Annotated in this window: 21 protein-coding genes and 1 other RNA gene; 8 read left to right on the plus strand and 14 right to left on the minus strand. The window is 65.1% G+C overall.

Annotated elements, in window-relative coordinates; translation table 11 throughout:
• Nucleotides 1-1,409: heavy metal translocating P-type ATPase (locus ACYVG8_RS13925; protein ID WP_460746106.1), on the plus strand; the 1,409-nt coding region annotated here is incomplete at its 5' end.
• A gap of 26 nt (nucleotides 1,410-1,435) precedes the next feature.
• Here the strand turns inward: ACYVG8_RS13925 and ACYVG8_RS13930 are convergent.
• Genes ACYVG8_RS13930 through ACYVG8_RS13945 form a run of 4 tightly spaced genes read right to left on the minus strand, consistent with a single transcriptional unit; the run spans nucleotide 1,436 to nucleotide 4,540 of the window.
• The gene (locus ACYVG8_RS13930) at nucleotides 1,436-1,939 is read right to left on the minus strand and encodes a thermonuclease family protein (RefSeq protein ID WP_107889739.1); all 504 of its coding nucleotides are present in this window, start codon (nucleotides 1,937-1,939) and stop codon (nucleotides 1,436-1,438) included.
• A 7-nt stretch (nucleotides 1,940-1,946) separates the two neighbouring features.
• The gene (locus ACYVG8_RS13935; RefSeq protein ID WP_112692394.1) at nucleotides 1,947-2,522 is read right to left on the minus strand and encodes a cob(I)yrinic acid a,c-diamide adenosyltransferase; all 576 of its coding nucleotides are present in this window, start codon (nucleotides 2,520-2,522) and stop codon (nucleotides 1,947-1,949) included.
• Nucleotides 2,523-2,553: 31 nt separating this feature from the next.
• Nucleotides 2,554-2,976, minus strand: a complete 423-nt coding sequence (locus tag ACYVG8_RS13940) for a DNA polymerase III subunit chi (RefSeq protein WP_028498786.1) — start codon at nucleotides 2,974-2,976, stop codon at nucleotides 2,554-2,556.
• Nucleotides 2,963-4,540, minus strand: coding sequence for a leucyl aminopeptidase (locus ACYVG8_RS13945; RefSeq protein ID WP_028498787.1), 1,578 nt, complete (start codon nucleotides 4,538-4,540; stop codon nucleotides 2,963-2,965). Before ACYVG8_RS13945 ends, ACYVG8_RS13940 begins: the two co-directional genes overlap by 14 nt.
• 196 nt (nucleotides 4,541-4,736) lie before the next feature.
• Here ACYVG8_RS13945 and lptF point away from each other — a divergent pair, with 196 nt between their 5' ends.
• The 3 genes from lptF to ACYVG8_RS13960 are packed head-to-tail and all read left to right on the plus strand — an operon-like array spanning nucleotide 4,737 to nucleotide 9,473.
• Complete coding sequence (gene lptF, locus ACYVG8_RS13950; protein ID WP_460746108.1) at nucleotides 4,737-5,831, plus strand: LPS export ABC transporter permease LptF; 1,095 nt, start codon at nucleotides 4,737-4,739, stop codon at nucleotides 5,829-5,831.
• Nucleotides 5,828-6,901, plus strand: coding sequence for an LPS export ABC transporter permease LptG (gene lptG / locus ACYVG8_RS13955; RefSeq protein WP_028498789.1), 1,074 nt, complete (start codon nucleotides 5,828-5,830; stop codon nucleotides 6,899-6,901). The genes lptF and lptG overlap by 4 nt, the downstream gene beginning before the upstream one ends.
• 1 nt (nucleotide 6,902) lies before the next feature.
• Nucleotides 6,903-9,473, plus strand: a complete 2,571-nt coding sequence (locus ACYVG8_RS13960; protein WP_112692393.1) for a [protein-PII] uridylyltransferase — start codon at nucleotides 6,903-6,905, stop codon at nucleotides 9,471-9,473.
• Nucleotides 9,474-9,488: 15 nt separating this feature from the next.
• Here the strand turns inward: ACYVG8_RS13960 and ACYVG8_RS13965 are convergent, their stop codons facing one another.
• The gene (locus ACYVG8_RS13965) at nucleotides 9,489-10,340 is read right to left on the minus strand and encodes a DMT family transporter (protein WP_107889736.1); all 852 of its coding nucleotides are present in this window, start codon (nucleotides 10,338-10,340) and stop codon (nucleotides 9,489-9,491) included.
• A 51-nt stretch (nucleotides 10,341-10,391) separates the two neighbouring features.
• Nucleotides 10,392-10,937: a peptide deformylase gene (locus tag ACYVG8_RS13970; RefSeq protein ID WP_460746109.1), complete on the minus strand. Its 546-nt coding sequence runs from the start codon at nucleotides 10,935-10,937 to the stop codon at nucleotides 10,392-10,394.
• Between the two features lie 340 nt (nucleotides 10,938-11,277).
• Here ACYVG8_RS13970 and ACYVG8_RS13975 point away from each other — a divergent pair, with 340 nt between their 5' ends.
• Complete coding sequence (locus ACYVG8_RS13975) at nucleotides 11,278-13,191, plus strand: propionate--CoA ligase (RefSeq protein WP_460746111.1); 1,914 nt, start codon at nucleotides 11,278-11,280, stop codon at nucleotides 13,189-13,191.
• A 21-nt stretch (nucleotides 13,192-13,212) separates the two neighbouring features.
• Here the strand turns inward: ACYVG8_RS13975 and ACYVG8_RS13980 are convergent, their stop codons facing one another.
• On the minus strand, nucleotides 13,213-14,181 hold the full coding sequence (locus tag ACYVG8_RS13980) for a tRNA dihydrouridine synthase (protein ID WP_028498793.1): 969 nt from the start codon (nucleotides 14,179-14,181) through the stop codon (nucleotides 13,213-13,215).
• Nucleotides 14,182-14,317: 136 nt separating this feature from the next.
• On the opposite strand from ACYVG8_RS13980, the gene msrA reads away from it, so the two are divergent.
• The 3 genes from msrA to ACYVG8_RS13995 all read left to right on the plus strand — a co-directional run bounded on the left by msrA (nucleotide 14,318) and on the right by ACYVG8_RS13995 (nucleotide 15,585).
• Nucleotides 14,318-14,887: a peptide-methionine (S)-S-oxide reductase MsrA gene (gene msrA, locus ACYVG8_RS13985; protein WP_028498794.1), complete on the plus strand. Its 570-nt coding sequence runs from the start codon at nucleotides 14,318-14,320 to the stop codon at nucleotides 14,885-14,887.
• A 43-nt stretch (nucleotides 14,888-14,930) separates the two neighbouring features.
• Nucleotides 14,931-15,028: signal recognition particle sRNA small type (ffs, locus tag ACYVG8_RS13990), an RNA gene on the plus strand.
• Nucleotides 15,029-15,270: 242 nt separating this feature from the next.
• Nucleotides 15,271-15,585, plus strand: a complete 315-nt coding sequence (locus tag ACYVG8_RS13995) for a helix-turn-helix domain-containing protein (RefSeq protein WP_028498795.1) — start codon at nucleotides 15,271-15,273, stop codon at nucleotides 15,583-15,585.
• Nucleotides 15,586-15,695: 110 nt separating this feature from the next.
• Here the strand turns inward: ACYVG8_RS13995 and ACYVG8_RS14000 are convergent, their stop codons facing one another.
• The 7 genes from ACYVG8_RS14000 to pyrH form a co-directional block, all read right to left on the minus strand.
• The gene (locus ACYVG8_RS14000) at nucleotides 15,696-16,544 is read right to left on the minus strand and encodes a helix-turn-helix domain-containing protein (RefSeq protein ID WP_107889734.1); all 849 of its coding nucleotides are present in this window, start codon (nucleotides 16,542-16,544) and stop codon (nucleotides 15,696-15,698) included.
• Nucleotides 16,545-16,547: 3 nt separating this feature from the next.
• Nucleotides 16,548-17,138: a ComF family protein gene (locus ACYVG8_RS14005; protein WP_107889733.1), complete on the minus strand. Its 591-nt coding sequence runs from the start codon at nucleotides 17,136-17,138 to the stop codon at nucleotides 16,548-16,550.
• A gap of 518 nt (nucleotides 17,139-17,656) precedes the next feature.
• Nucleotides 17,657-18,841: a 1-deoxy-D-xylulose-5-phosphate reductoisomerase gene (gene ispC, locus ACYVG8_RS14010; RefSeq protein WP_028498798.1), complete on the minus strand. Its 1,185-nt coding sequence runs from the start codon at nucleotides 18,839-18,841 to the stop codon at nucleotides 17,657-17,659.
• An 18-nt stretch (nucleotides 18,842-18,859) separates the two neighbouring features.
• Complete coding sequence (locus tag ACYVG8_RS14015) at nucleotides 18,860-19,660, minus strand: phosphatidate cytidylyltransferase (protein ID WP_107889732.1); 801 nt, start codon at nucleotides 19,658-19,660, stop codon at nucleotides 18,860-18,862.
• Between the two features lie 3 nt (nucleotides 19,661-19,663).
• Nucleotides 19,664-20,419, minus strand: a complete 756-nt coding sequence (uppS, locus tag ACYVG8_RS14020; protein ID WP_028498800.1) for a polyprenyl diphosphate synthase — start codon at nucleotides 20,417-20,419, stop codon at nucleotides 19,664-19,666.
• A 10-nt stretch (nucleotides 20,420-20,429) separates the two neighbouring features.
• Entirely contained in the window at nucleotides 20,430-20,987 is a 558-nt protein-coding gene (frr, locus tag ACYVG8_RS14025; RefSeq protein ID WP_028498801.1) for a ribosome recycling factor, read from the minus strand.
• Nucleotides 20,988-21,080: 93 nt separating this feature from the next.
• The gene (gene pyrH, locus ACYVG8_RS14030) at nucleotides 21,081-21,800 is read right to left on the minus strand and encodes a UMP kinase (protein ID WP_028498802.1); all 720 of its coding nucleotides are present in this window, start codon (nucleotides 21,798-21,800) and stop codon (nucleotides 21,081-21,083) included.
• Nucleotides 21,801-21,845 lie beyond the last annotated feature (45 nt).

Consider the following 21,845-nt stretch of genomic DNA (forward strand, 5'->3'; position numbering starts at 1 on the left):
TCGACGGCGAGGTGCTGGACGGCCATTCCAGTGTCGACGAATCGCTGCTGACCGGCGAAAGCCTGCCGCAGCCGAAGCAGTCCGGCGACACGCTGATTGCCGGCTCGGTCAACGTCGCCAGCCCGCTGTATCTGCGCGCCACCCATACCGGCGAGTCGACCCGGCTGGCCGGCATCGTCCGTCTGCTCGATCAGGCAATGAGCGAACGGCCCCGGCTGGCGGTGCTGGCCGACCGGGTGTCGGCGTGGTTCGTCACCACCCTGCTGCTGGTCGCCGTGCTGACCTATGCCGGCTGGTATATGGTCGACCCGGAGCGCGCGCTGTGGATCATGGTCGCCGTGCTGGTGATTTCCTGCCCGTGCGCCCTGTCGCTGGCCACACCGGCTGCGCTGACAGCTGCCAGCGGCACACTGGCCGGACGCGGCGTACTGCTGGCCAGGGGCATGGCGCTGGAATCGCTGGCGCAGATTACCGATGCGGTCTTCGACAAGACCGGGACGCTGACCTGGGGTGACATGCAGCTGAAGGACCAGCTCGTGTTCGATGCCCGCGTCGACGCCCTGGCACTGGCGCAAGGGCTGGAAGCCGGCAGCGAGCACCCGCTGGCCCGCGCCCTGCTGGCAGCCGGCGGCGAGCCGCTGCGCTGCACCGGCCTGCACAGCGTGGCCGGTCAGGGGGTCGAGGGCGAGTTTGCCGGACACCGCTACCGGCTCGGCAAGCCCGCCTTCGTCGCCACCGTCGCCGGGGAGGCACCGGACGCGCTGGCCGGATTCGGCGGCAACGACAGCGTGATCGCGCTCGGTGACGCCGGCGGCTGGATCGCCGCCTTCGCCATTGGCGACCGGCTGCGCGACGACGCGGCCGCCGTTATCGCCGCGCTGCGCGCGCGCGGCATCCGTACCCACCTCGCCAGCGGCGACCGCGCCGAAACCGCCGCCGCCGTGGCGGCCACGCTGGGCATCGATCAGGCCCGTGGCGGCATGACCCCGGAGGACAAGCTGGCCTGTGTGACGGCACTGCAGCAGCAGGGACGCCATGTGCTGATGGTCGGTGACGGCGTCAACGACGCCCCGGTGCTGGCCCGCGCCGATGTGAGCGCTGCCATGGGCAGCGGCACCGACGTCGCCCGTCTCAGCGGAGATCTGGTGCTGGTCGGCAACGGCCTGTCGCCGCTGGTTGATGCACTCGGCATCGCCCGCCGCACCCGGCGCATCATCCGCCAGAATCTGGTCTGGGCGGTCGGTTACAACCTGGTTGCGCTGCCGCTGGCCATCGGCGGCTGGATCACGCCGTGGATCGCCAGCCTCGGCATGGCGCTGAGTTCGCTGCTGGTGGTCGGCAATGCGCTGAGATTGTCGGGACGGACGGTGGGCGGCAAAAAGGGGGAACGGGGCAGCGTGAATCAATAACCGGCTTATGGCAAATTGCCTTGCAATCACCGCCCCCGCCGCTGCCGATAACGCCACGGCGCCTGCGGGCGGGACTGCCGCCACAGGCCGAGGCGATGGCTGCGCGCGTAGTGTTGCGCGGACTGGTAGCGGGCAAAGCTGGCGCCGCCCTGTATGCGCTGCGCGTGATGCACATCGTGCCAGGCCAGCCCGGCGCCAAGCAGCGCGCAATTGATGTCGGACCGGGCCAGCCAGACCTGACCGAGGACCCGGCCGTAGCGGTCACCGCTCAGTGGCCGCACCTGCACCCGTCGACCGAGCACGCGTTCGGCCAGTCCGTCACGCGCCTGACGCCAGTGGGCCTGCCCGCGTTCCGGGGCATCGACAAAGGCCAGCCGTATCCGCAATGGCGGGTGCCCGGGACGCTGCAGCGTCAGTGTGTCGCCGTCGATCACGTCCACCACCCGGCCAGCCAGCGTGCCCGCCGCCGACGCCGCCAGACTGGCGACGACCAGCAACAGGCCGGCAAGCCGGGCGGCGGGCGGGGTCACGGCCGGATCACGGCGCGGTCTCGCCGGGCGCGGCGTCGCGTCCCGGCTGCCACAGCACGTCGCTGCCGCCAGCGTACCGGTTCAGATAGCGCGCCATGACGAACAGCGTGTCCGACAGCCGGTTCAGGTATGGCTGCAGATCCGGCGACAGCGTCTCGAACGTCGCCAGCGATACCAGCGTGCGTTCGGCACGGCGCGCCACGGCGCGGGCCACATGGGTCTGTGCCGCCGCCAGGCTGCCACCGGGCAGGATGAATTCCTTCAGCGGCGCCAGATCGGCATTCATCTGCGCGGTCATCGCTTCCAGCCGCGCGATATGCACCGGCTTGATGGCGACATGCCCGGGCACGGCCAGTTCGCCGCCGCAATCGAACAGATCGTGCTGGATGGTCAGCAGCCAGCCGCGCACCTCGTCCGGTACGCCTTCGCCGGCCAGCAGTACGCCGATCTGGCTGTTCAGTTCGTCGACATCACCCAGCGCATGAATGCGTGCATCGTCCTTGGCCACGCGACGACCGTCGCCGAGGCCGGTAGTGCCACCGTCGCCGGTGCGGGTAGTGATCTTGCTCAGTCGATAGCCCATCGGGGGGTTCCGTGATGTGCACGGCAGCCGGCTAGCGTCCTGCCATGTCGTGATAAGTGGTGTCCAGCCCGGCCCGCTTGTAGGCCCGGGCCACGTCGCGCGCGCGCGCCAGCTGCGCGTCGTCCTCGCCGACGATCTCCAGAATGCGCGGGTAGGCGGTGAAATTGGCCGGCTCGCCGAGCGACAGGTTCAGCAGTACGCCGGTGACCGGCGTCGCCGGCAGCGCGGTGGTCAGCAGCACCGGGGTTTCCGCCGCCAGCGGATCGTCGAGCCGGACGTGGGGGACGAAGCCCTGCGGCGGGAAACTCCACAGCCGGGTATCGAACCCGGCCAGCGCCGCCTCGTCGGCCAGCAGCACGGTCAGCCGCTCGCCATGCCGGATCACCGTCGCCGCCAGCCGGCAGGCAAACCCTGCCGGGTCGGCGACGTGGTGGTAGAAATCAATCTGCGTCATCGTCACTGACCACTTCGACCGGATCACGGCGCGGGCGACCGCGACGCACGGTCTGGCCGGTGGCCAGGTCGGCGCGATCGCGCAGGAACTGGGCCAGCAGCGACACCGGACGGCCGGTCGCCCCCTTTTCCTTGCCGCTCTTCCAGGCGGTGCCGGCAATGTCCAGGTGCGCCCAGTCGTACGGCTTGACGAAGCGGGACAGGAAGCAGGCGGCGGTGACCGACCCGGCCGGCCGGCCGCCGATATTGGCCATGTCGGCGAACGGGCTCTTCAGCTGCTCCTGGTAGTCCTCCCACAGCGGCATGTGCCAGGCGCGGTCACCGACCTCGTCGCCGGCGGCGATCAGGTCGCGCGCCAGCGAGTCCTGGTTGGAGAACAGCCCGGTAGCGACATGGCCCAGCGCGATGATGCAGGCGCCGGTCAGCGTGGCGACGTCGACGATCACTTCCGGCTCGAAGCGGGCGGCATAGGTCAGCGCATCGCACAGGATCAGCCGGCCTTCGGCGTCGGTATTGAGAATCTCGATGGTCTGGCCGGACAGGCTGGTGACTATGTCACCCGGCTTGCATGCATTGCCGGCCGGCATGTTTTCGCAGGTCGGCACCAGCGCAACGATATTGATCGGCAGCTTCATCCGCGCGGCGGCGACAAAAGCACCAATCACGGTACCGGCGCCCATCATGTCGTACTTCATCTCGTCCATGCTCTCGCCCGGCTTCAGCGAGATGCCGCCGGAGTCGAAAGTGACACCCTTGCCGACCAGTACCACCGGCCGGTCGTGTTCGTCCCCGCCCCGGTGCTGGAGGATGATGAAGCGCGGCGGTTCGGCGCTGCCTCGGGCCACGGCGAGGAAGGCGCCCATGCCGAGCGCGGCGATGTCGTCCTGTTCCAGCACCTGGCACAACCCGCCGGCGGCCTCGACCGCCACCCGCGCCTGCTCGGCCAGCCAGGTCGGAGTGCAGACATTGCCCGGGGTATTGCCGAGATCGCGCGCCAGCCTGATGCCGGCGCCGATCGCCTGCCCCTGCACCAGCCCCTTCTCGCCATCGGCGAGGTCGCTGCGGCGCGGAACCGACAGCACCAGCTTGCGCAGTTCGCGTTCGCGCTGCGGCGTCTCGTCCGGCTTGCGGCTCTTGTACTGCTCGAACTTGTACAGCACGTCGAGCGTGGCGACGGTCGCCTGCTCGATCATCCATTCGACATCACGCTTTTTCAGCGTCAGTTCGGTCAGATAGCTGACCGCCTCGACCGCCGCGGTCTGCGCCAGTGCCCGGACCGAGCTGCGCACCGCCTCGCGGTATTCCTTTTCGCGGAAGTCGCGCTCGCGCCCCAGCCCGACCAGCATCACCCGGTCGCACAGCGTGTGCGGCACATTGTGCAGCACCAGCGTGGTGCCCAGCTTGCCGTCCATGTCGCCGCGCTTGAGCACGTCGGACAGGAAGCCGTTGGAAATGCGGTCGAGCAGATCCGCAGCGAAAGTCAGCTTGCGGGACTCGAACACCCCGACCAGCACGCAGGCGACGCGCTGCTTTTCCGGGCTACCGCTTTTTATGCTAAATTCCATCGTCAGTCTCCTGAAGGGCGGCGTACGCCTGGCGGGTCGGAATGGTCGGAAAGACTGACGGCGTCAGCGTTTCGTTCCGGTTGCCGATATCGGTTAAACCTAGCCGACCAGCGCGAAAATTTCAAAAATTGTAAATTTTTCGTTTCATTTCGATTATCTCCATCTTTTCCGCAAAAAGTCAAAAAGGCCAGCAGCCATGATTTTTTACCGCAGCGTGTTACGCGAACTTACCGCTGTGGCCTTCGCCGTGTTTAGTGTCCTGCTCGCCATCATGACGGTGACGCAGGTCGTCAAGCTGTTCGACAAGGCCGCGGCGGGCGTGCTGCCCACCGACGCGATCGTTGCGATGATCGCCTTCTCCACGCTGAGCTATTTCGGCACCCTGCTGTCGATCACCCTGTTCATTTCGGTGCTGGTCGTGCTGACCCGCACCTGGCGCGATCACGAGATGGCGGTCTGGCTGACCTCCGGCCTGTCGCCGAATCGCTGGATACAGCCGATTCTGGCCTTCTCCGTGCCGCTGACCATCCTGATCACCATCGTCAGCCTGTATCTGGGACCATGGGCGGCGCGCAAGGGCAGCGAGTATTCGGACGTGCTGCGCCAGCGCGAGGAAGTCAGCGCACTGGCCCCGGGCGTATTCAAGGAATCGCGCAGCGGCGACAAGGTCTACTTCGTCGAAAATTATTCCGGCGAGGCCGGCGCGGCCTACAACATCTTTGTGCGCAGCGTGACCGACGGCAAGACCAGCATCGTCTTCGCCCGCGAGGGCACCGTGCGCACCGAGCCCAACGGCGAGCGCTACCTGCACCTGAAGAGCGGCCGCCGCTATGAGGGCGAGGCCGGTCATGCCGACTGGCGCGTGGTCGAGTTCGACCGCTACCGGGTCAAGATCACCCAGAACATCCGCAGCAACGAGGATTCGCGCACCAAGACCGCCGACATGTCCCGACTGGTCGGCAGCGACCGCAGCGAGGACAAGGCCGAGCTGGCCTGGCGCATCTCGCTGCCGATTGCCTCGCTGATCCTGGCGCTGATCGCCATCCCGCTGTCGTACTACAATCCGCGCAGCGGCCATACCTTCAACCTGCTGATTGCCCTGTTCGTGTACCAGCTCTACTACAACCTGATCAGCCTGATACAGAGCTGGATCGCCAAGGGCGTGCTCTCGTCCTACTGGGCACTGGCCCTGCTGCATCTGCTGATGGCCGGCGTATTCGTGCTGCTGATGCTGTGGCGCCGCAAGCCGCTGAAGCTCTGGCTGCGCAGCCTGGGCGGGAGCCGCGCATGAAAATCCTGACCCGTTACATTTCCGGCAACGTCATCATGGTGTCGTTCTTCGCCCTGCTGGCGCTGCTGTCGCTGTTTGCCTTCTTCGACGTGCTGGGCGAAGTGTCCGAGGTCGGCCATAACGGCTACACCTTCCGCGCCGCACTGATGGTGGTGGCATTCAAGGTCCCGCGCCATGCCTTCGAGCTGATGCCGCTGGCGGTGCTGATCGGCACCATGGTCGCCATGAGTCTGCTGTCCGGCACCTCCGAATACGCCGTCATGCGCGCATCCGGCCTGTCACTCGGCCAGCTGGCCCGCACCCTGGCCTGTATCGGTCTGGTGTTCGCCGCCGTGACCATGCTGCTCGGCGAGTATATCGCCCCGCTGGCCGAGCAGGCCGGCGAACGCACGCGGCTGCAGGCCACCAATTCGGCGGTGGCGCAGGACTTCCACTCCGGTTTGTGGATCAAGGATGACAACCACTTCATCAACGTCGGCGAGATGCTGCCGGACAACACGCTGCTCGGCATCCGCATCTACACCTACGACAAGGACCTGCGGCTGACCGACGAGCGCTATGCGCGCCGCGGGCTGTACCAGGTCAACGGGTCCTGGCAGCTCGAGGACGTGCAGCGCACGCGGATCTTCAGCAACCACACCGAAGTCGAGCACCTGAAGACCCAGCGCTGGGAGTCCATCCTGCAGCCGGAAATCCTGTCCACCCTGCTAGTGGTGCCGGAACGGATGTCGGCCGCGGCGCTGTCGCGCTACATCGAGCACCTGAAGACCAACAAGCAGAGCACCACGCGTTATGAAATCGCACTGTGGAGCAAGCTGTTCTATCCGCTCGCCTGTCTGACCATGGCCCTGGTGGCCCTGGCCTTCACCCCGGTCAGCCAGCGCCATGCCAGCCTCGGCATGCGCATTTTCACCGGCATCCTGATCGGGCTGGCGTTCTACTTCTTCAACCGCCTGTGCGGCCACCTCGGGCTGCTGTACGGCTGGTCGCCGCCGCTGGTCACGCTGGCGCCGACCCTGATCTTCCTGCTCGGTGGCGGCTGGTTCCTGATCCGCCAGGAGAAACGCTGACATGAATGCGCCCGCCCTGCCGTTTCCGGAACTTCGTGATGAACTGATCGCGCACCGCGCGGCACTGTGGGCCCATTACCGCGACGCGCGACAACCGTTCCCTGCCCTCGCCGCCCATGCCGGGCTGATCGACGGCATCATTGCCCGGGTCTGGCAGGCGCAGGGGCTGGAAGCCGAAGTGGCGGTCATCGCCGTCGGCGGCTACGGTCGCGGCGAGCTGTATCCGCACTCGGACATCGACCTGCTGATCCTGCTGCCGGACGAGCCGGTCGCCGCACTCGAATCCAGGCTGGAAGACACCATCAGCGCGTTCTGGGACCTGGGGCTGGAGGTCGGCCACAGCGTGCGCACCATCGACCAGTGCCTGGAGGAGGCCGGTCGCGACGTCACCGTCGAGACCACGCTGCTCGAACAGCGGCTGATTGCCGGCCCGGATGCGCTGCACGCCCGGCTGCTGGCCGCGCTGGAGCGGCGGCTGGACCCGGTGGCATTCTTCGAGGCCAAGCTGCTGGAGCAGCAGCAGCGGCACAACAAGTCGTTCGGCGTCGCCAACAACCTCGAGCCCAACGTCAAGGAAAGCCCCGGCGGTCTGCGCGACATCCAGACCATCCTGTGGATCGGCCATGCGCTCGGTCTTGGCGACAACTGGAATGCGCTGGCCAAGCGCGCCATCCTGACCCGGGCCGAAAGCCGGCTGATCCGCCATGCCGAGCGGCAGCTGGCACGCATCCGCCTCGACCTGCACCTGATCGCCAACCGGCGTGAAGACCGGCTGGTCTTCGACCTGCAGCAGCAGGCTGCCGCAGAATGGGGGCTGGTCGACACGCCGGCGCAGCGCGCCAGCGAGCAGCTGATGCAGATTTACTATCGGGCTGCGCGCACCATCATCCAGCTCAACGGCATCCTGCTGCCGAACTTCCGCACCCGGCTGTATTCGCAGACGCCGTATCTGAGCCGCCCGGTCAACGAGCGCTTCAAGGCCGTCAACGACATGCTGGCGCTGCGCGACTTCGACGAATTCGAGCACAACCCGTCCGCCATCTTCGAAGCTTTCATCCTGCTGGCACGCAATCCGGAACTGACCGGTCTGGCGCCGCGCACGCTGCGCGCGCTGTGGCATGCGCGCGGCAGGATCAACGACCGCTTCCGCCGCGACCCGGCCAATCACGCCCTGTTCATGACCCTGCTGCGCGAACCGAGCGGCGTGACCCGCGCCCTGCGGCGCATGCACCTGTATGGCGTGCTCGGCCGCTATATTCCGGCCTTCGGCCGCATCACCGGCCAGATGCAGCACGACCTGTTCCACGTCTATACCGTCGACGAACACATCCTGATGGTGGTGCGCAACCTGCGCCGCTTCGCCGTGCCGGCCTTCAACCACGAATATCCGCTGCAGAGCCAGATCATCGGCAAGTTCGACCAGCCTGACCTGCTGTACCTGGCCGGCCTGTTTCATGACATTGCCAAGGGACGCGGCGGCGACCACTCACAGCTCGGCACCGCCGACGCACGCGAGTTCTGTATCGAGCACGGGCTCGACGACGAGCAGACCGCGCTGGTGGTCTGGCTGGTGCGCGAGCACCTGACCATGTCCGCCGTCGCCCAGAAGGAAGACATCTACGACCCGGACACCGTGGTGCGCTTTGCCGCCTTCGTCGGCACGCCGCGCCGGCTGGCCGCGCTTTACCTGCTGACCGTCGCCGATATCCGCGGCACCAGCCCGAAGGTCTGGAACGCGTGGAAGGCCAAGCTGCTGGAGGACCTGTACCACGCCACGCTGCGCATCCTGCGCAGTGCCGACGATTTTGACGTCCGCACCCTGCTCGGCGAGCGCATGGACGAGGCACGCGCCCTGCTGCGGCTGGCCGCCGTACCGGAAGGCGTGGAAGAAAAACTCTGGCGCCATCTTGACGATGTGTACTTCATGCGCCACGAGCCGCGCGACATCGCCTGGCACGCACGGGTGCTGAACCGGATCACCGACACGCGCGAACCGGTCGTGCGGGCCCGGCTGTCGACCAGCCGCGAAGGCATCAAGGTGCTGGTCTACCTGCCCGACCAGCCGGACCTGTTTGCGCGCATCTGCAGTTTCTTCGGCAATACGACCTACAGCATCGCTGACGCCAAGGTCTACACCACGACCAATGGCTACGCGCTGGACACCTTCCATGTGTTCGTGCCCGAGCACTGCGACGAAGCCTACCGCGACATGATCAACTTCATCGAGTTCGAGCTGGCGGCCACGCTGGCGCGGCAGGATGCGATCTGTCCGCCGCGCACCGGCCGCATCGACCGCCATCTGAAATTCTTCCCGATCACGCCGCAGGTCAGCATCCGCTCCGACGACCGCAACGACTTCCATGTGCTGTCCATCGTCGCCGGCGACCGGCGCGGCCTGCTGGCAAACATCGCCTGCGTGCTGGCCCACTACCAGATTGCAGTCCACTCGGCCAAGATCATGACGCTGGGCAGCCGGGTCGAGGACTCGTTCCTGCTGACCGGCGCCGCGCTGAAGGACCCGCGCACCTCGCTGGCCATCGAGGGCGAACTGCTCGACATCCTGCAGGTGTGACGTCCGGCCGGCGCGTCAGTCGGCGCGCCGCAGCGTGACCCAGGTCGTCACCGCCAGAATCACGGCACCGCCGGCCAGCATGCGCAGGCCGGGGATCTCGCTGAACAGCAGCCAGGCCAGCGCAATGCCGTAGACCGGTTCCAGCGCGGCAATGACGGCAGCGGTACGCGCCGGCACCGTCTGCAGGCTGGCGATGAACAGGCAGTGCGCCAGCGCCGTGAACACCACCCCGAGCACGGCCACGATCAGCCACTGATCCGGCGATGCCGCCAGCAGCACCGGCAGGCCCAGCGGTGCCAGCATCAGCGCGGCCACCCCGTTCTGCCACAGCGCCACCCGTACCGCACCCAGTTGCGACAGCCGGCGGTTGGCGATGGCCAGCAGCGCGAACAGCGCGCCGGACAGGATCGCCCAGGCCAGGCCCTGGGTCGCCTGGTCGCGCCAGTCGAACGATGGCGTGACCAGCACCAGCCCCAGCGTGACCAGGGCCACCATCCAGCGCTCGGCCGGCGGCAGCGGTCGCCGGTCCAGCCAGGACTCCAGCCCGGCGACAAACAGCGGGAAGGACGCGAAGCCGAGCAGGCCGATGGCGACGCTGGACACGGCAATCGCATGGAAGAAGGTCCACCAGTGCACGGCCAGCAGCACGCCGCACAGCGCCAGCCCGCCGGCGCTGCGGGCATCGACGCGCAGGCTGCGCCGGGTCAGCACGGCGAACAGCAGCAGGGCCACCGCGGCGAACGACGTCCGGCCGAACACGGTCAGCGTCGCGCCGCCGACGATCAGCTTGCCGAACAGACCGGACGCGCCGAACAGCAGTACGGAAAAGTGAAGGAACAGGAAGTGTCGCTGGCTGGATTGCGGCATGGAGGCACCCGGGGAAAACGCGACCTTACCATGCCATCCGGCTGCGCTGCCTCAGTCGATATCGGTTTCTGCGTCGGCAATCTGCGGGAACAGCGTGTCGACAAAACCGAACTGCGCCATGTCCTTCATCCGCATCGGATACAGGAAGCCCCACAGGTGATCGCACTCGTGCTGGACCAGACGGGCATGAAAACCGTCGACGGTCCGGTCGATGCTGCCGCCATGCTGGTCGAAGCCCTGGTAGCGCACCTGTGCATAGCGCGGCACCAGCCCGCGCAGTCCGGGCACCGACAGGCACCCTTCCCAGCCGTCTTCCATCGTCGCGCCCATCGGCGTGATGGTCGGATTGATCAGCACCGTCGGCGGCACGATCTCGGCCTCCGGATAGCGCGGATTGAGCATGCCGGTGCCAAACACCACGGCCTGCAGCGGCACGCCGATCTGCGGTGCCGCGAGACCGGCGCCCGAGCGACTGTGCATGGTCTCCCACAAATCGGCGACCAGCAGTTCGAGCTCCGGCGTATTGAATGCCGTGACCGGTTCCGCCCTCGCCAGCAGGCCGGGTTCCCCCATCTTGAGTATCGAGTGCAAGGCCATTTTTCCTCCTCGTGGCAACAATGCATGACGCCTGAATAGTACGCCGTTGCCGGCGCGGACCACAAACTTTGACATGGAGCCAGTGACGGGCCAATTCAACACAAACCGCCATTATTGATTTGTATGACATCCCGGCGACGGTGCAAATCGGGAAATTTCCGTGCATTCATCCTGCAACCGGCACCCTGACGCCGGTTTTCCGCTTTCGCCATCCATCCTGTCCAGTTGCCCTACAAGCGGCAAGCGGGTACCGTTTACCTACCTAGCAGTTGCTTGAATTTTGTCCGCGCCGATGCGCGGCCACGACGGGTCGCCAGAACACCGCATGGAGGAGAAATCTATGAGTCACACGCTGCAAGCGTTTCACCGCCGGTCCATCGAGTCGCCGGATGCCTTCTGGGACGAGCAGGCACGCCGTATCGACTGGCACACGCCGTACCGGCAGGTACTCGACGACAGCCAGCCGCCGTTCCGGCGCTGGTTCGTCGATGGCACCACCAATCTGTGCCACAACGCGGTCGACCGCCATCTGGCCGAACGGGGCGACCAGGCAGCGCTGATCCATATCTCGACCGAGACCGGCGCCGAGCGCCAGTACAGCTACGCCGAACTGCACCGGGAAGTGAACCGTTGTGCCGCCGTGCTGAGCAAGCTCGGCGTCAGCAAGGGCGACCGCGTGCTGATCTACATGCCGATGATCCCGGAAGCGATCTTCGCCATGCTGGCGACCGTCCGTCTCGGCGCCATCCATTCGGTAGTCTTCGGCGGTTTTGCTTCGGCCAGCCTGGCGACACGCATCGATGATGCGCAGCCGAAGGTCATTTTCACCGCCGACGCCGGCATGCGCGGTGGCAAGCACATCCCGTACAAACCGCTGGTCGATGCCGCCATCGATCTGGCCGGGCACAAGCCCGAGCACGTGGTCATCGTCGAGCGCGGGCTGGACCCCGACATGCCGATCACCCAGTGCCGCGACCTGATCTACGCCACCCTGCTGGGTCGGCTGGAGCAGACCGAAGTCCCGTGCGAATGGGTCGAATCGAATCATCCGAGCTACATCCTGTACACCTCCGGCACCACCGGCAAGCCGAAGGGCGTCCAGCGCGACACCGGCGGCTACGCCGTCGCGCTGGCAGCGTCGATGGAAAACATCTACTGCGGCGCGCCGGGCGAAACCTTCTTCTGCACCTCGGACATCGGCTGGGTGGTCGGCCACTCGTATATCGTCTACGCGCCGTTGCTGCGCGGCATGACCACCATCGTCTACGAAGGCCTGCCAACCCGTCCCGACCCGGGCGTCTGGTGGTCCATCGTCGAGAAGTACCACGTCAGCGTGATGTTCTCGGCGCCGACCGCGCTGCGCGCGCTGAAAAAGCAGGACCCGGCCTGGCTGAAAAAATACGACCTGTCCTCGCTGCGCTACCTGTTCATGGCCGGCGAGCCGCTCGATCAGCCGACCGCGGACTGGATCACGGCCGAACTCGGCGTGCCGGTGGTCGACAACTACTGGCAGACCGAAACCGGCTGGCCGATGCTGTCCGCCATGCCGGGCATCGAGAAGACGCCGCTGAAGAACGGCAGCCCGAGCTTCCCCGTCTACGGCTACAACGTGCAGTTGCTGAATGAAGTCACCGGCCAGCCGGTTGCTCGCGGCGAGAAAGGCGTGATTGCCGTGCTGCCGCCTCTGCCGCCCGGCTGTCTGAGCACGATCTGGCAGCAGGACGAACGCTATGTGAACACTTATTTCCACAGCTTCGGCGGCACGCTGGCGTATTCGAGCTTCGACTGGGGCACCCAGGACGAAGACGGCTATTTCTATGTGCTTGGCCGCACCGATGACGTGATCAACGTCGCCGGCCACCGCCTAGGCACCCGCGAGATCGAGGAAGCGGCCAGCAATCACAGCGCCATTGCCGAAGTGGCCGTGGTCGGCGTTGCCGACGCACTCAAGGGTCAGGTGCCGGTAGCGTTCGCCGTGCTGAAGGACCCGTCGCTGATCCACGACGATGCCCAGCGCGAGGCACTGGCGCGCGACGTGATCGCCATGGTCGGCCGGGAGCTGGGCGCCATCGCCAATCCGTCCGACGTGATGTTCGTCACCCAGTTGCCGAAGACCCGCTCCGGCAAGGTGCTGCGCCGCTCGATCCAGGCCATTGCCGAGGGCCGCGATCCGGGCGATCTGACCACGCTGGATGACCCGACCGGCCTCGACCAGGTCAGGCAGGCCGTGGCCGCCAGGCACGGCACCGACTGACGGCCTTGCGCCGGGCGCCGTTCAGCGCCCGGCGGTCGCCGCGGCCAGCCACTGCCGGCAGGCGGCCGCCGTCTTCAGCGGCCGGATGTCATCGAACAGACGGCCGGCTTCATCCGGCCAGCCGCTCGGCAGTCGCAGCAGTTTCAGCCACTGCTTCAGCCGGGCCGGCAGGTACTGGCCATCGGGATCGGCCGCATACAGCCGCTCGGCAAAGGCGGCGATCCGCACCAGCATGTCCGCCCACGGCAAGGGCTCGACCGCCTCACCATTCGCCGCCGCGCGGATCTGCCGCGCCAGGTCCGGCCGGGCCACCAGCCCGCGCCCGATCATCACGTCCTCGCAGCCGCTGACGGCGCGGATACGCCGCCAGTCGTCAACCGTCCACACTTCGCCATTGGCAATCACCGGTACCGATACCCGCTCGCGGATCCGCGCAATCCATTCCCAGTGCGCCGGCGGACGGTAGCCGTCAAGCTTGGTGCGGGCATGGACCGTGATCGCTGCCGCTCCGCCGTCTTCCAGCGCCTGTGCGCAGTCGAAGGTCAGTGAGGTATCGGCGAAGCCGAGCCGCATCTTGGCCGTCAGCGGCACGTTGGCCGGCAGCGCCTGCCGTACCGTGCCGACGATGCGCTGCATCAGCGCCGGCTCCTGCAGCAACGCCGCCCCGCCCCGGTGCTTGTTGACCGTCGGCGCCGGACAGCCGAAGTTCAGGTCAATGACCGGCGCCCCGAGCGACACCGCCCGCAAGGCGTTTTCCGCCAGCCGCTCCGGGTCCGAGCCCAGCAGTTGCAGCCGCACCGGCACACCGGCCCGGGTACGCCAGTCACCGGCATGCTCGGGCGCCAGCCGGCGGAAGGTCGGCCACGGTAGCGCGGAATCGGTCACGCGGACAAACTCGGTCACGCACCAGTCGACCCCGCCCATATCGGTGATCAGTTCGCGCATCGGCGCGTCGACGAGCCCCTCCATCGGGGCGAGAGCAATCTGCATGGTGGACGATCTGCGAATAGAGTCTGGCGGCGCGCGATTGTAACAGGCGGCCCCCGCCCCCCGTTCTTCCCTTTCGCTATATCGGGAAAAGGACTATCCGTGTATGAAGCACCCTGCCATTGATGAGGAGACTGACATGAGTGAATCCCCCCTTGCCACCCTGGCCGGCGGCTGCTTCTGGTGTCTGGAAGCCGTGTTCGCCGAGCTCGACGGCGTGCTGGCGGTCCATTCCGGCTATACCGGCGGCGAGGTCGAATCGCCCGGCTATCACGCCGTCTGCAGCGGCAGCACCGGTCATGCCGAGGCGGTCCGGATCGAGTTCGACCCGGAGCGGATCGACTACCGCACCCTGCTCGACGTGTTTTTCGCCATCCACGACCCGACCACGCTGAACCGCCAGGGCTACGATATCGGCAGCCAGTACCGCTCGGCCATCTTCTGCCACGATGCCATTCAGCGCCGGGACGCCGAAGCCGCGATCGCCGAACTGGAAGCCAGCGGCAGTCTGGCCGATCCGGTGGTCACCGTCGTCGAAGCGGCCGGACCGTTCTGGCCGGCGGAAAGCGAGCACGACGGCTACTACGCCCGGCACCCGACCCAGCCGTACTGCCAGGCCATCATCGCGCCCAAGCTGGCGAAGCTGCGCCAGCACTTTACCGCCCGGCTGAAGCCGGGCAATCCGGACGGCGGACGGCACGCCACGTAACTATTGGCGGATTTCCCGCAACAAGGTATCATTCGCTTTCTATGGCGGGTCTCCCCGCATGGCTAAACGGTGAATCTGGTCAGGTCCGGAAGGAAGCAGCCACAGTCGTTGATGCCAGTGCCGGGGGTTAGGCTCGCCACCTTTACGCCTGCGAATATCAAGTTTTTCTAATATTGCGAAATGATTTTATGAATAAAGGAACTTTGCAGGCAGTACATTGTCTTTTTTTCATGACGTCGTCTATCATCTGGGACAGATGACGCAATACGTAGTTTTACTTAATCTGCGTCGACAGTCCGGACGACGCGATTCGTCACTGCCCCCACCCTCGCGCCATACAAACACAACCGGGGGGGCACGATAGTGAACACGAGAGGAAAATCATGAAATTGTTCGAAAAAATCCCGAACCCACGGGAAATCCGCCGCAAACTTGGTCTGAACCAGCAAGAGTTCTGGAGCCGCATCGGCGTCACCCAGTCCGGTGGCTCCCGCTACGAGTCGGGCCGCAACATGCCGAAGCCGGTGCGTGAACTGCTGCGCCTGGTCCATATCGAGCAAATCGATCTGACCAAGGTCAAGCGTGAAGATTTCGAAATCATTGAATATCTGAAGGAAACGCACCCTGACCTGTACAAGAGCCTGAAGAAGGCAGTCAAGGCCAAGGTTGAAGGCACCGAAGCGGTCGCCGCTCAGTAAGACAGTCGTTCAATGAAAAATCCCTCGGTGCAGACCGAGGGATTTTTACTTTACGGATGATGCCAGCACCCTATATTTCGCCGGACTACCGCCCATGAGGCACCTCGCCATCATGTCCGCTTGCTCACCTGCATTTCGACACGCAGGCCAGCCATCGAGGCCATATTCACTAGAGTATCGAGGCCGAACACATCAACCTTGCCGCGTGCGAGATCCGAGATGCGCGGTTGTGTCACGCCAAACACCCTGGCCGCTTGCGACTGGCTCAAATGAGCGCGCACGATGTAGTCCGCGAGCGCCGACATCAATACGGTGCGCAGCTTCACGCTTTCGGTTTCGGTCGCAGCCGTCACACCGGAATCGGCGGGCGCATCGAGAAGATCGCCTGGCGCCCCTGCTGCCGGCTCGTCCAGCAGAAGGCTGTCCTGGCTCAGCGCAGCAAGCTTTGCGGACAAGCCAATCTTTTCCTCGGCCTTGGCACGTGCGTGCTCCGACATGAAGTGAAGCAGATGATCGAGGCCGGATTTGTCACCGACGGTCACGAAGTCCTTGCTCCTGTTGACGAACACAACAGATTTCTTCCTTGCCTTCAGCAGCTCGATAACGTTGCTGAGTGTACCGGTGCTTTTGCAATCCCAGACCATCAGGCCGAAATCGCTGTTCCTGGCCATCTCCACGTCTTTCGCCGTGAAAAAGGCCCGCGTTCCAGCCCGGGCTTTCGACTGGACGCGATGCACAGGCCAGTCCGCGATGTTGTTGCGCGGTGCTTCTCCCGTGCAATAGACCGTGACCTTGCTAGCATGACAGGCGCGCAAGCATTCCTGGATGGACGTGTCGGCACCATCGGCATCACCCACGACAACATTGAGATCCGACGAAACAATCTTGAGGATTCGGCCCTGCACTTTTTCATGCAGCCGGCTGATGGAGATTGATCCGGCAATGAACACTGTTGTCATGGTCTATTTCCAGGTAATCGCGGCTGCATAGATGTTCTTGATCTTTCGATAGGTACGTAACGCCTGACACACGGCGTCCATTGTCGCGCCGGTATCAAAGAGGTCATCGAGCAACAAGGCGTTCCAGCAACCTTCGTTCGTGATGCACTCATTGATACTGATCCGGCCCGACAAAGCGGCGTCCTTCTGCTCTCTGGTGTACAGGTTCTTGAGTGCAGGGCTGCCGGGCAGGGCCGGAGCTTTCACGATCATCTCGTCAAACACCCGGATATCCGTCAGCCGGCCGAGCGCATGGGCCAGCTCGTACACAGGTTGTCTGGCACGCACGATCGAGGCCGGCATCGGGACGATCAGCCCAATCTTGCCGAACAGGGGCAGGAGCGTCTCCCTGACTTGCGCGGCCAGCAGTTCGACTTGCTTCCAGTCACTTTGATACTTGAGTTTATAGAGGGCTTCACCGGGTTCCGACCGCGTGTTGTCAAAGCGATCGTGCCCCCACTCGTCCACCCCGAGATAGACACTCGAAAGTGTGTGCTTGTGCAGCGCATAGCCCGCATCCCAGCTGCCTTCGATTTTCTTGACCTGGACGTCCATATTCGCGGGGCTTCCTTTGCCGTAGCCGCTGGACCTTCACTCGGGCCGGGCCAGAAATCTTTGCGAAAACCATACAAAATTTTGTATTGATTCGCAAGCCCTGCCCATTTCCCGTGCACCGTCAATGCAGGCTTCCGCGGCAAACCATCATCTCGGCCTCGCTCGTACCCAGTGATCATATCCAGCCCCGTGCGGAGCTGCCGTTGCATCAGCGCATCCAGTGTCCCGCAGACCCAGACATCCTTTTCGATTTCCTGAACCGCCGCGTCAAGCGGGCTGCGCTCTCCACTGAACAGAAGTCTGCTCAAACAAACAGGGCATGGCCCACTTCGAGTGGGCCATGGAGTTGAGTTGAGTTGCGGCGTGCCGTCATGCCTGCCTGGCGTTTTGAGGCCAACGAAACAGCAAGCAGCGTATCCACTCACACATGGGTTATCTGCACATGTTGCCCATTGCTCCAGTTCCCCGGAGTCAGAACAGCCGGGGCGCATGGTGCCCGTCCGGCAAAGCGGCCCGCGTCAGCCCGCCGGCTGCAGACAGCCGATGCACTGTTCGACGTAACGACGCACTTCGGCGTCGGTTTCCAGCAGCGCGTCGATCGACTCGCCATGGCGACCGGCAAAACGCGACATCGCCTGCGCATTCAGCCGCGGAATGTCGCCAAAGCCGATCCGCCGCGACAGGAAGGCATCGACCGCGATCTCATTGGCGGCATTCAGCACGGCGGACGCGTCACCGCCTTCCGCCAGTGCATCGAAAGCCAGTTGCAGGCACGGAAAGCTGTCGCGGTCCGGTTGTTCAAACGTCAAACCGCCCAGCGCCATGAAATCGAGCGGCGCCACACCGGCCTCGAAGCGGTCCGGCCAGGCCAGCGCATGGGCGATCGGCGTTTTCATGTCCGGCGTGCCAAGCTGGGCCACCACCGAACCGTCGCGGTAGCGCACCATCGAATGAATCACGCTCTGCGGGTGGACCACCACTTCGATGCGTGACGGATCGGCATTGAACAGCCAGCGCGCCTCGATGACTTCCAGCCCCTTGTTCATCAGCGAGGCCGAGTCGACCGAAATCTTGCGCCCCATCACCCAGTTCGGGTGGGCAACCGCCTGCTCCGGCGTCACGGCCTCCAGTGCCGCCGCCGTATAGCCGCGGAACGGCCCGCCGGAGGCGGTCAGCACGATGCGCTCGACCCCGACCGCGTCAAGATCGCCACGGAAGCTGGCCGGCAGCGACTGGAAAATCGCATTGTGTTCGCTGTCGATCGCCAGCAGCACGCTGCCCGACTTGCGGACCGCATCCATGAACAGGCGCCCTGCCACCACCAGGCTTTCCTTGTTCGCCAGCAGGATGCGCTTGCCGGCACGGACCGCTGCCAGCGTCGGCGGCAGGCCGGCAGCACCGACGATGGCCGCCATTACGGTATCGGTTTCCGGTGCGGCGGCGACCTCGGCCAGCGCGGCGGCGCCATGGCGGATATCGATCGGCAGCCCGTCCAGCAGACCAGCCAGCGCATCCGCGGCGGCAGCGTCCGCCACCACGGCGACTGCCGGCCGGAACTGCCGGCACTGTCCGGCCAGCAGTGCGATCTGTCGATGCCCGGTCAGGGCGTGGATGGCAAATCGCTCCGGATGGCGGGCGATGACATTGAGCGTGTTGACACCGATGGTGCCGGTCGAACCCAGAATGGTGAGGCGTTCAGTCATGTTCCTGCTGACTGCCGGTCAGACGCCGGCGAAATAACGCGCGGCACTGGCGACGGACAGTACCGCGATCAGGCTGTCGATCCGGTCGAGTACGCCGCCGTGTCCGGGCAGCAACTGGCTGGAGTCCTTGATGCCGGCGGCGCGCTTGAACCACGATTCCAGCAGGTCGCCGACAATGCTGACCGCCGTCAGCCCCCAGCCGATCAGCAGCCAGCACGGCAGCGACATCTCGATGTCGAACAGCCCGGACTGCCGGATCCACAGGGTATAAAGGGTAACGGCGACCACGGCGCCGGCCACGCCCTCCCAGCTCTTGCCGGGACTGATTGCCGGTGCCAGCTTGTGCCGGCCGAAGGCCTTGCCGCTGAAATAGGCGGCGGTATCGGCCAGCCAGACCAGCGCCATCAGCGCCAGCAACTGCCAGGCCGCATCGGCATTGGGTCGCCAGTCGAGAAACGCCAGCCAGGTCGGCATCAGCAGCGCCAGCCCGAGGGCGGCAGCCGCCAGCCGGTTTTTCAGCACCCAGCGTCGGGCCAGCCACAGCGGCGCCAGCACGAACCACAGCGCCAGCACGCCGGCATGCAGCGACGTGCCGATCATCGGCGTCGCCAGCCACACCCAGGCGGCCAGCACCAGCGCCGTGCCAAGCAGCAGCACATGCTGCCACGGCCGATAGGCGAACATGCGCCCCCATTCCCACAGGCCAAGCAGGGTGATCAGCAGCGTGAATGCCGCCCAGCCCGCCTCGCCAAGACCGAACAGCGCGCCCAGCATGACAGGCAGAAGCACGAGAGCGGTCAGAATCCGGGTGATAAGCATGAGTCAGGGGCGCTGCTGCGCGGGGGGAAGTTGCTCGCTGGTCCGGCCGAAGCGTCGTTCGCGGCGGTGATAGGACGCAATGGCAGCCTCGAACGCCAGGCGATCGAAGTCCGGCCACAGCGTGTCGGTAAAATAGAGTTCGGTGTAGGCAAGCTGCCACAGCAGGAAATTGCTGATCCGCCGCTCGCCGCCGGTGCGGATGAACAGATCGGGCTCCGGCGCGTACGACATGGACAGATACGGGGCCAGATCGGCCTCGGTCAGGGTCTGCGACGGATCGAAACCGGACTGCAGCAGTGCATTGGTGGCGCGCAGGATGTCCCAGCGGCCACCGTAGTCGGCACAGATGGTCAGTGTCAGGTCGCTGTTGCCGGCCGTCCGCGCCTCGGCCTGCTGGATGCGCTCCTGCAGGTCAGGGGAAAAGCGGGTCAGATTGCCGACGATGCGCAGCCGGATGCCGCGCTGGTGCAGCCGGTCGACCTCGCGTTCCAGCGCCTGAAGGAACAGGCCCATCAGGAAACTGACTTCTTCCGGCGGCCGGCGCCAATTCTCGCTCGAAAACGCGAACAGCGTCAGGAAATCGATACCGGATTCGCAGCAGAAGCGAACCGCCTCGCGTACGGCTTCCAGCCCGCGCTTGTGCCCCGCGACGCGGGGCAGCAGCCGTTTTTTCGCCCAGCGTCCGTTGCCATCCATGATGATGGCGACGTGGCGGGGCACGTCGCGGACTTCGGGAATCGTGAGGGTGCTGCTGTGCAAAGCCGTATCCTCAGATAGCCATCAGTTCTTTTTCTTTGTCGGCGAACGCCTTGTCGATCTCGGCGATGTACTTGTCGGTCAGCTTCTGGATTTCGTCCTGGGCGCGACGTTCCTCGTCTTCCGAAATCGACTTGTCCTTCAGCAGCGCCTTCAGGTCGTTGTTCGCGTCACGGCGGACATTGCGCACGGCAACGCGGGCGTCCTCGGCCTCGCCCTTGACCACCTTGGTCAGATCGCGACGGCGCTCTTCGGTCAGTGCCGGCATCGGTACGCGGATCAGTTCGCCGCTGGAAACCGGGTTCAGGCCCAGGTCCGAATCACGGATGGCCTTCTCAATCTTGGCGGCCATGTTCTTTTCCCACGGCTGCACGCCGAGGGTACGCGCATCGACCAGCGTCACGTTCGCGACCTGGCTGATCGAGGTGGCGGCGCCGTAGTAGTCGACGGTCACCTGGTCGAGGATGCCGGTGTGGGCACGGCCGGTACGGACCTTGCCCAGGTTGTTCTTGAACGCTTCCAGCGACTTCTGCATCTTGCTGTCTGCGGTTTTCTTGACGTCGTTGATCATGACAACTCCGGGGGGAAAGCGGTTTTTCGTTGCGTCAGAATGGAACGGCGGAACGGCGTCGAACGCCGTTCCGCCGTATCGGGCTGAATTTTGTCAGCAGTGTACCAGCGTGCCTTCGTCCTCGCCAAGCACCACGCGCTTCAGCGCGCCGCTCTTGAAGATGCTGAACACCTTGATATTGAGTTTCTGGTCACGGCACAGCGCCAGCGCCGTCGCGTCCATCACCTTGAGGTTCTTGATGATGGCTTCGTCGAAGGTCAGCGACTGGTAGCGCACCGCTTCCGGGTTCTTCTTCGGATCATCGGTATACACGCCGTCGACCTTGGTCGCCTTCAGCATGATGTCGACGTTCATTTCCATGCCGCGCAGCGCTGCAGCGGTGTCGGTGGTGAAGAACGGGTTGCCGGTGCCGGCGGCAAAGATGACGATCTTGGACTCTTCCAGATACTGCATGGCCTTGCCGCGCACGTACGGCTCGGCAATCTGCTGCATGGTCAGCGCCGACTGCACGCGGGCAGTCAGCCCGGCACGGGTCATCGCATCCTTCAGCGCCAGCGCGTTCATCACCGTGGCCAGCATGCCCATATAGTCGGCCGTGGCCCGGTCCATGCCGCTCGCCGCGCTCGACACGCCGCGGAAGATATTGCCGCCACCGATAACGATGCCGATCTGCACGCCGAGTTCGGCGATTTCCTTCACCTGCGCGACGATGCCGTCGATCACCCCGCGATTGATGCCGTAGGCATCATCCCCCATCAGGGCTTCCCCCGAGAGTTTCAACAGGATGCGTTTATAGGCAGTGGCTTGGGTCATCGGGGGTCCTTGGCGGGTTTCATCATCGAGCAAGATATATCCACT

The sequence above is a fragment of the Microvirgula curvata genome (assembly GCF_054781615.1).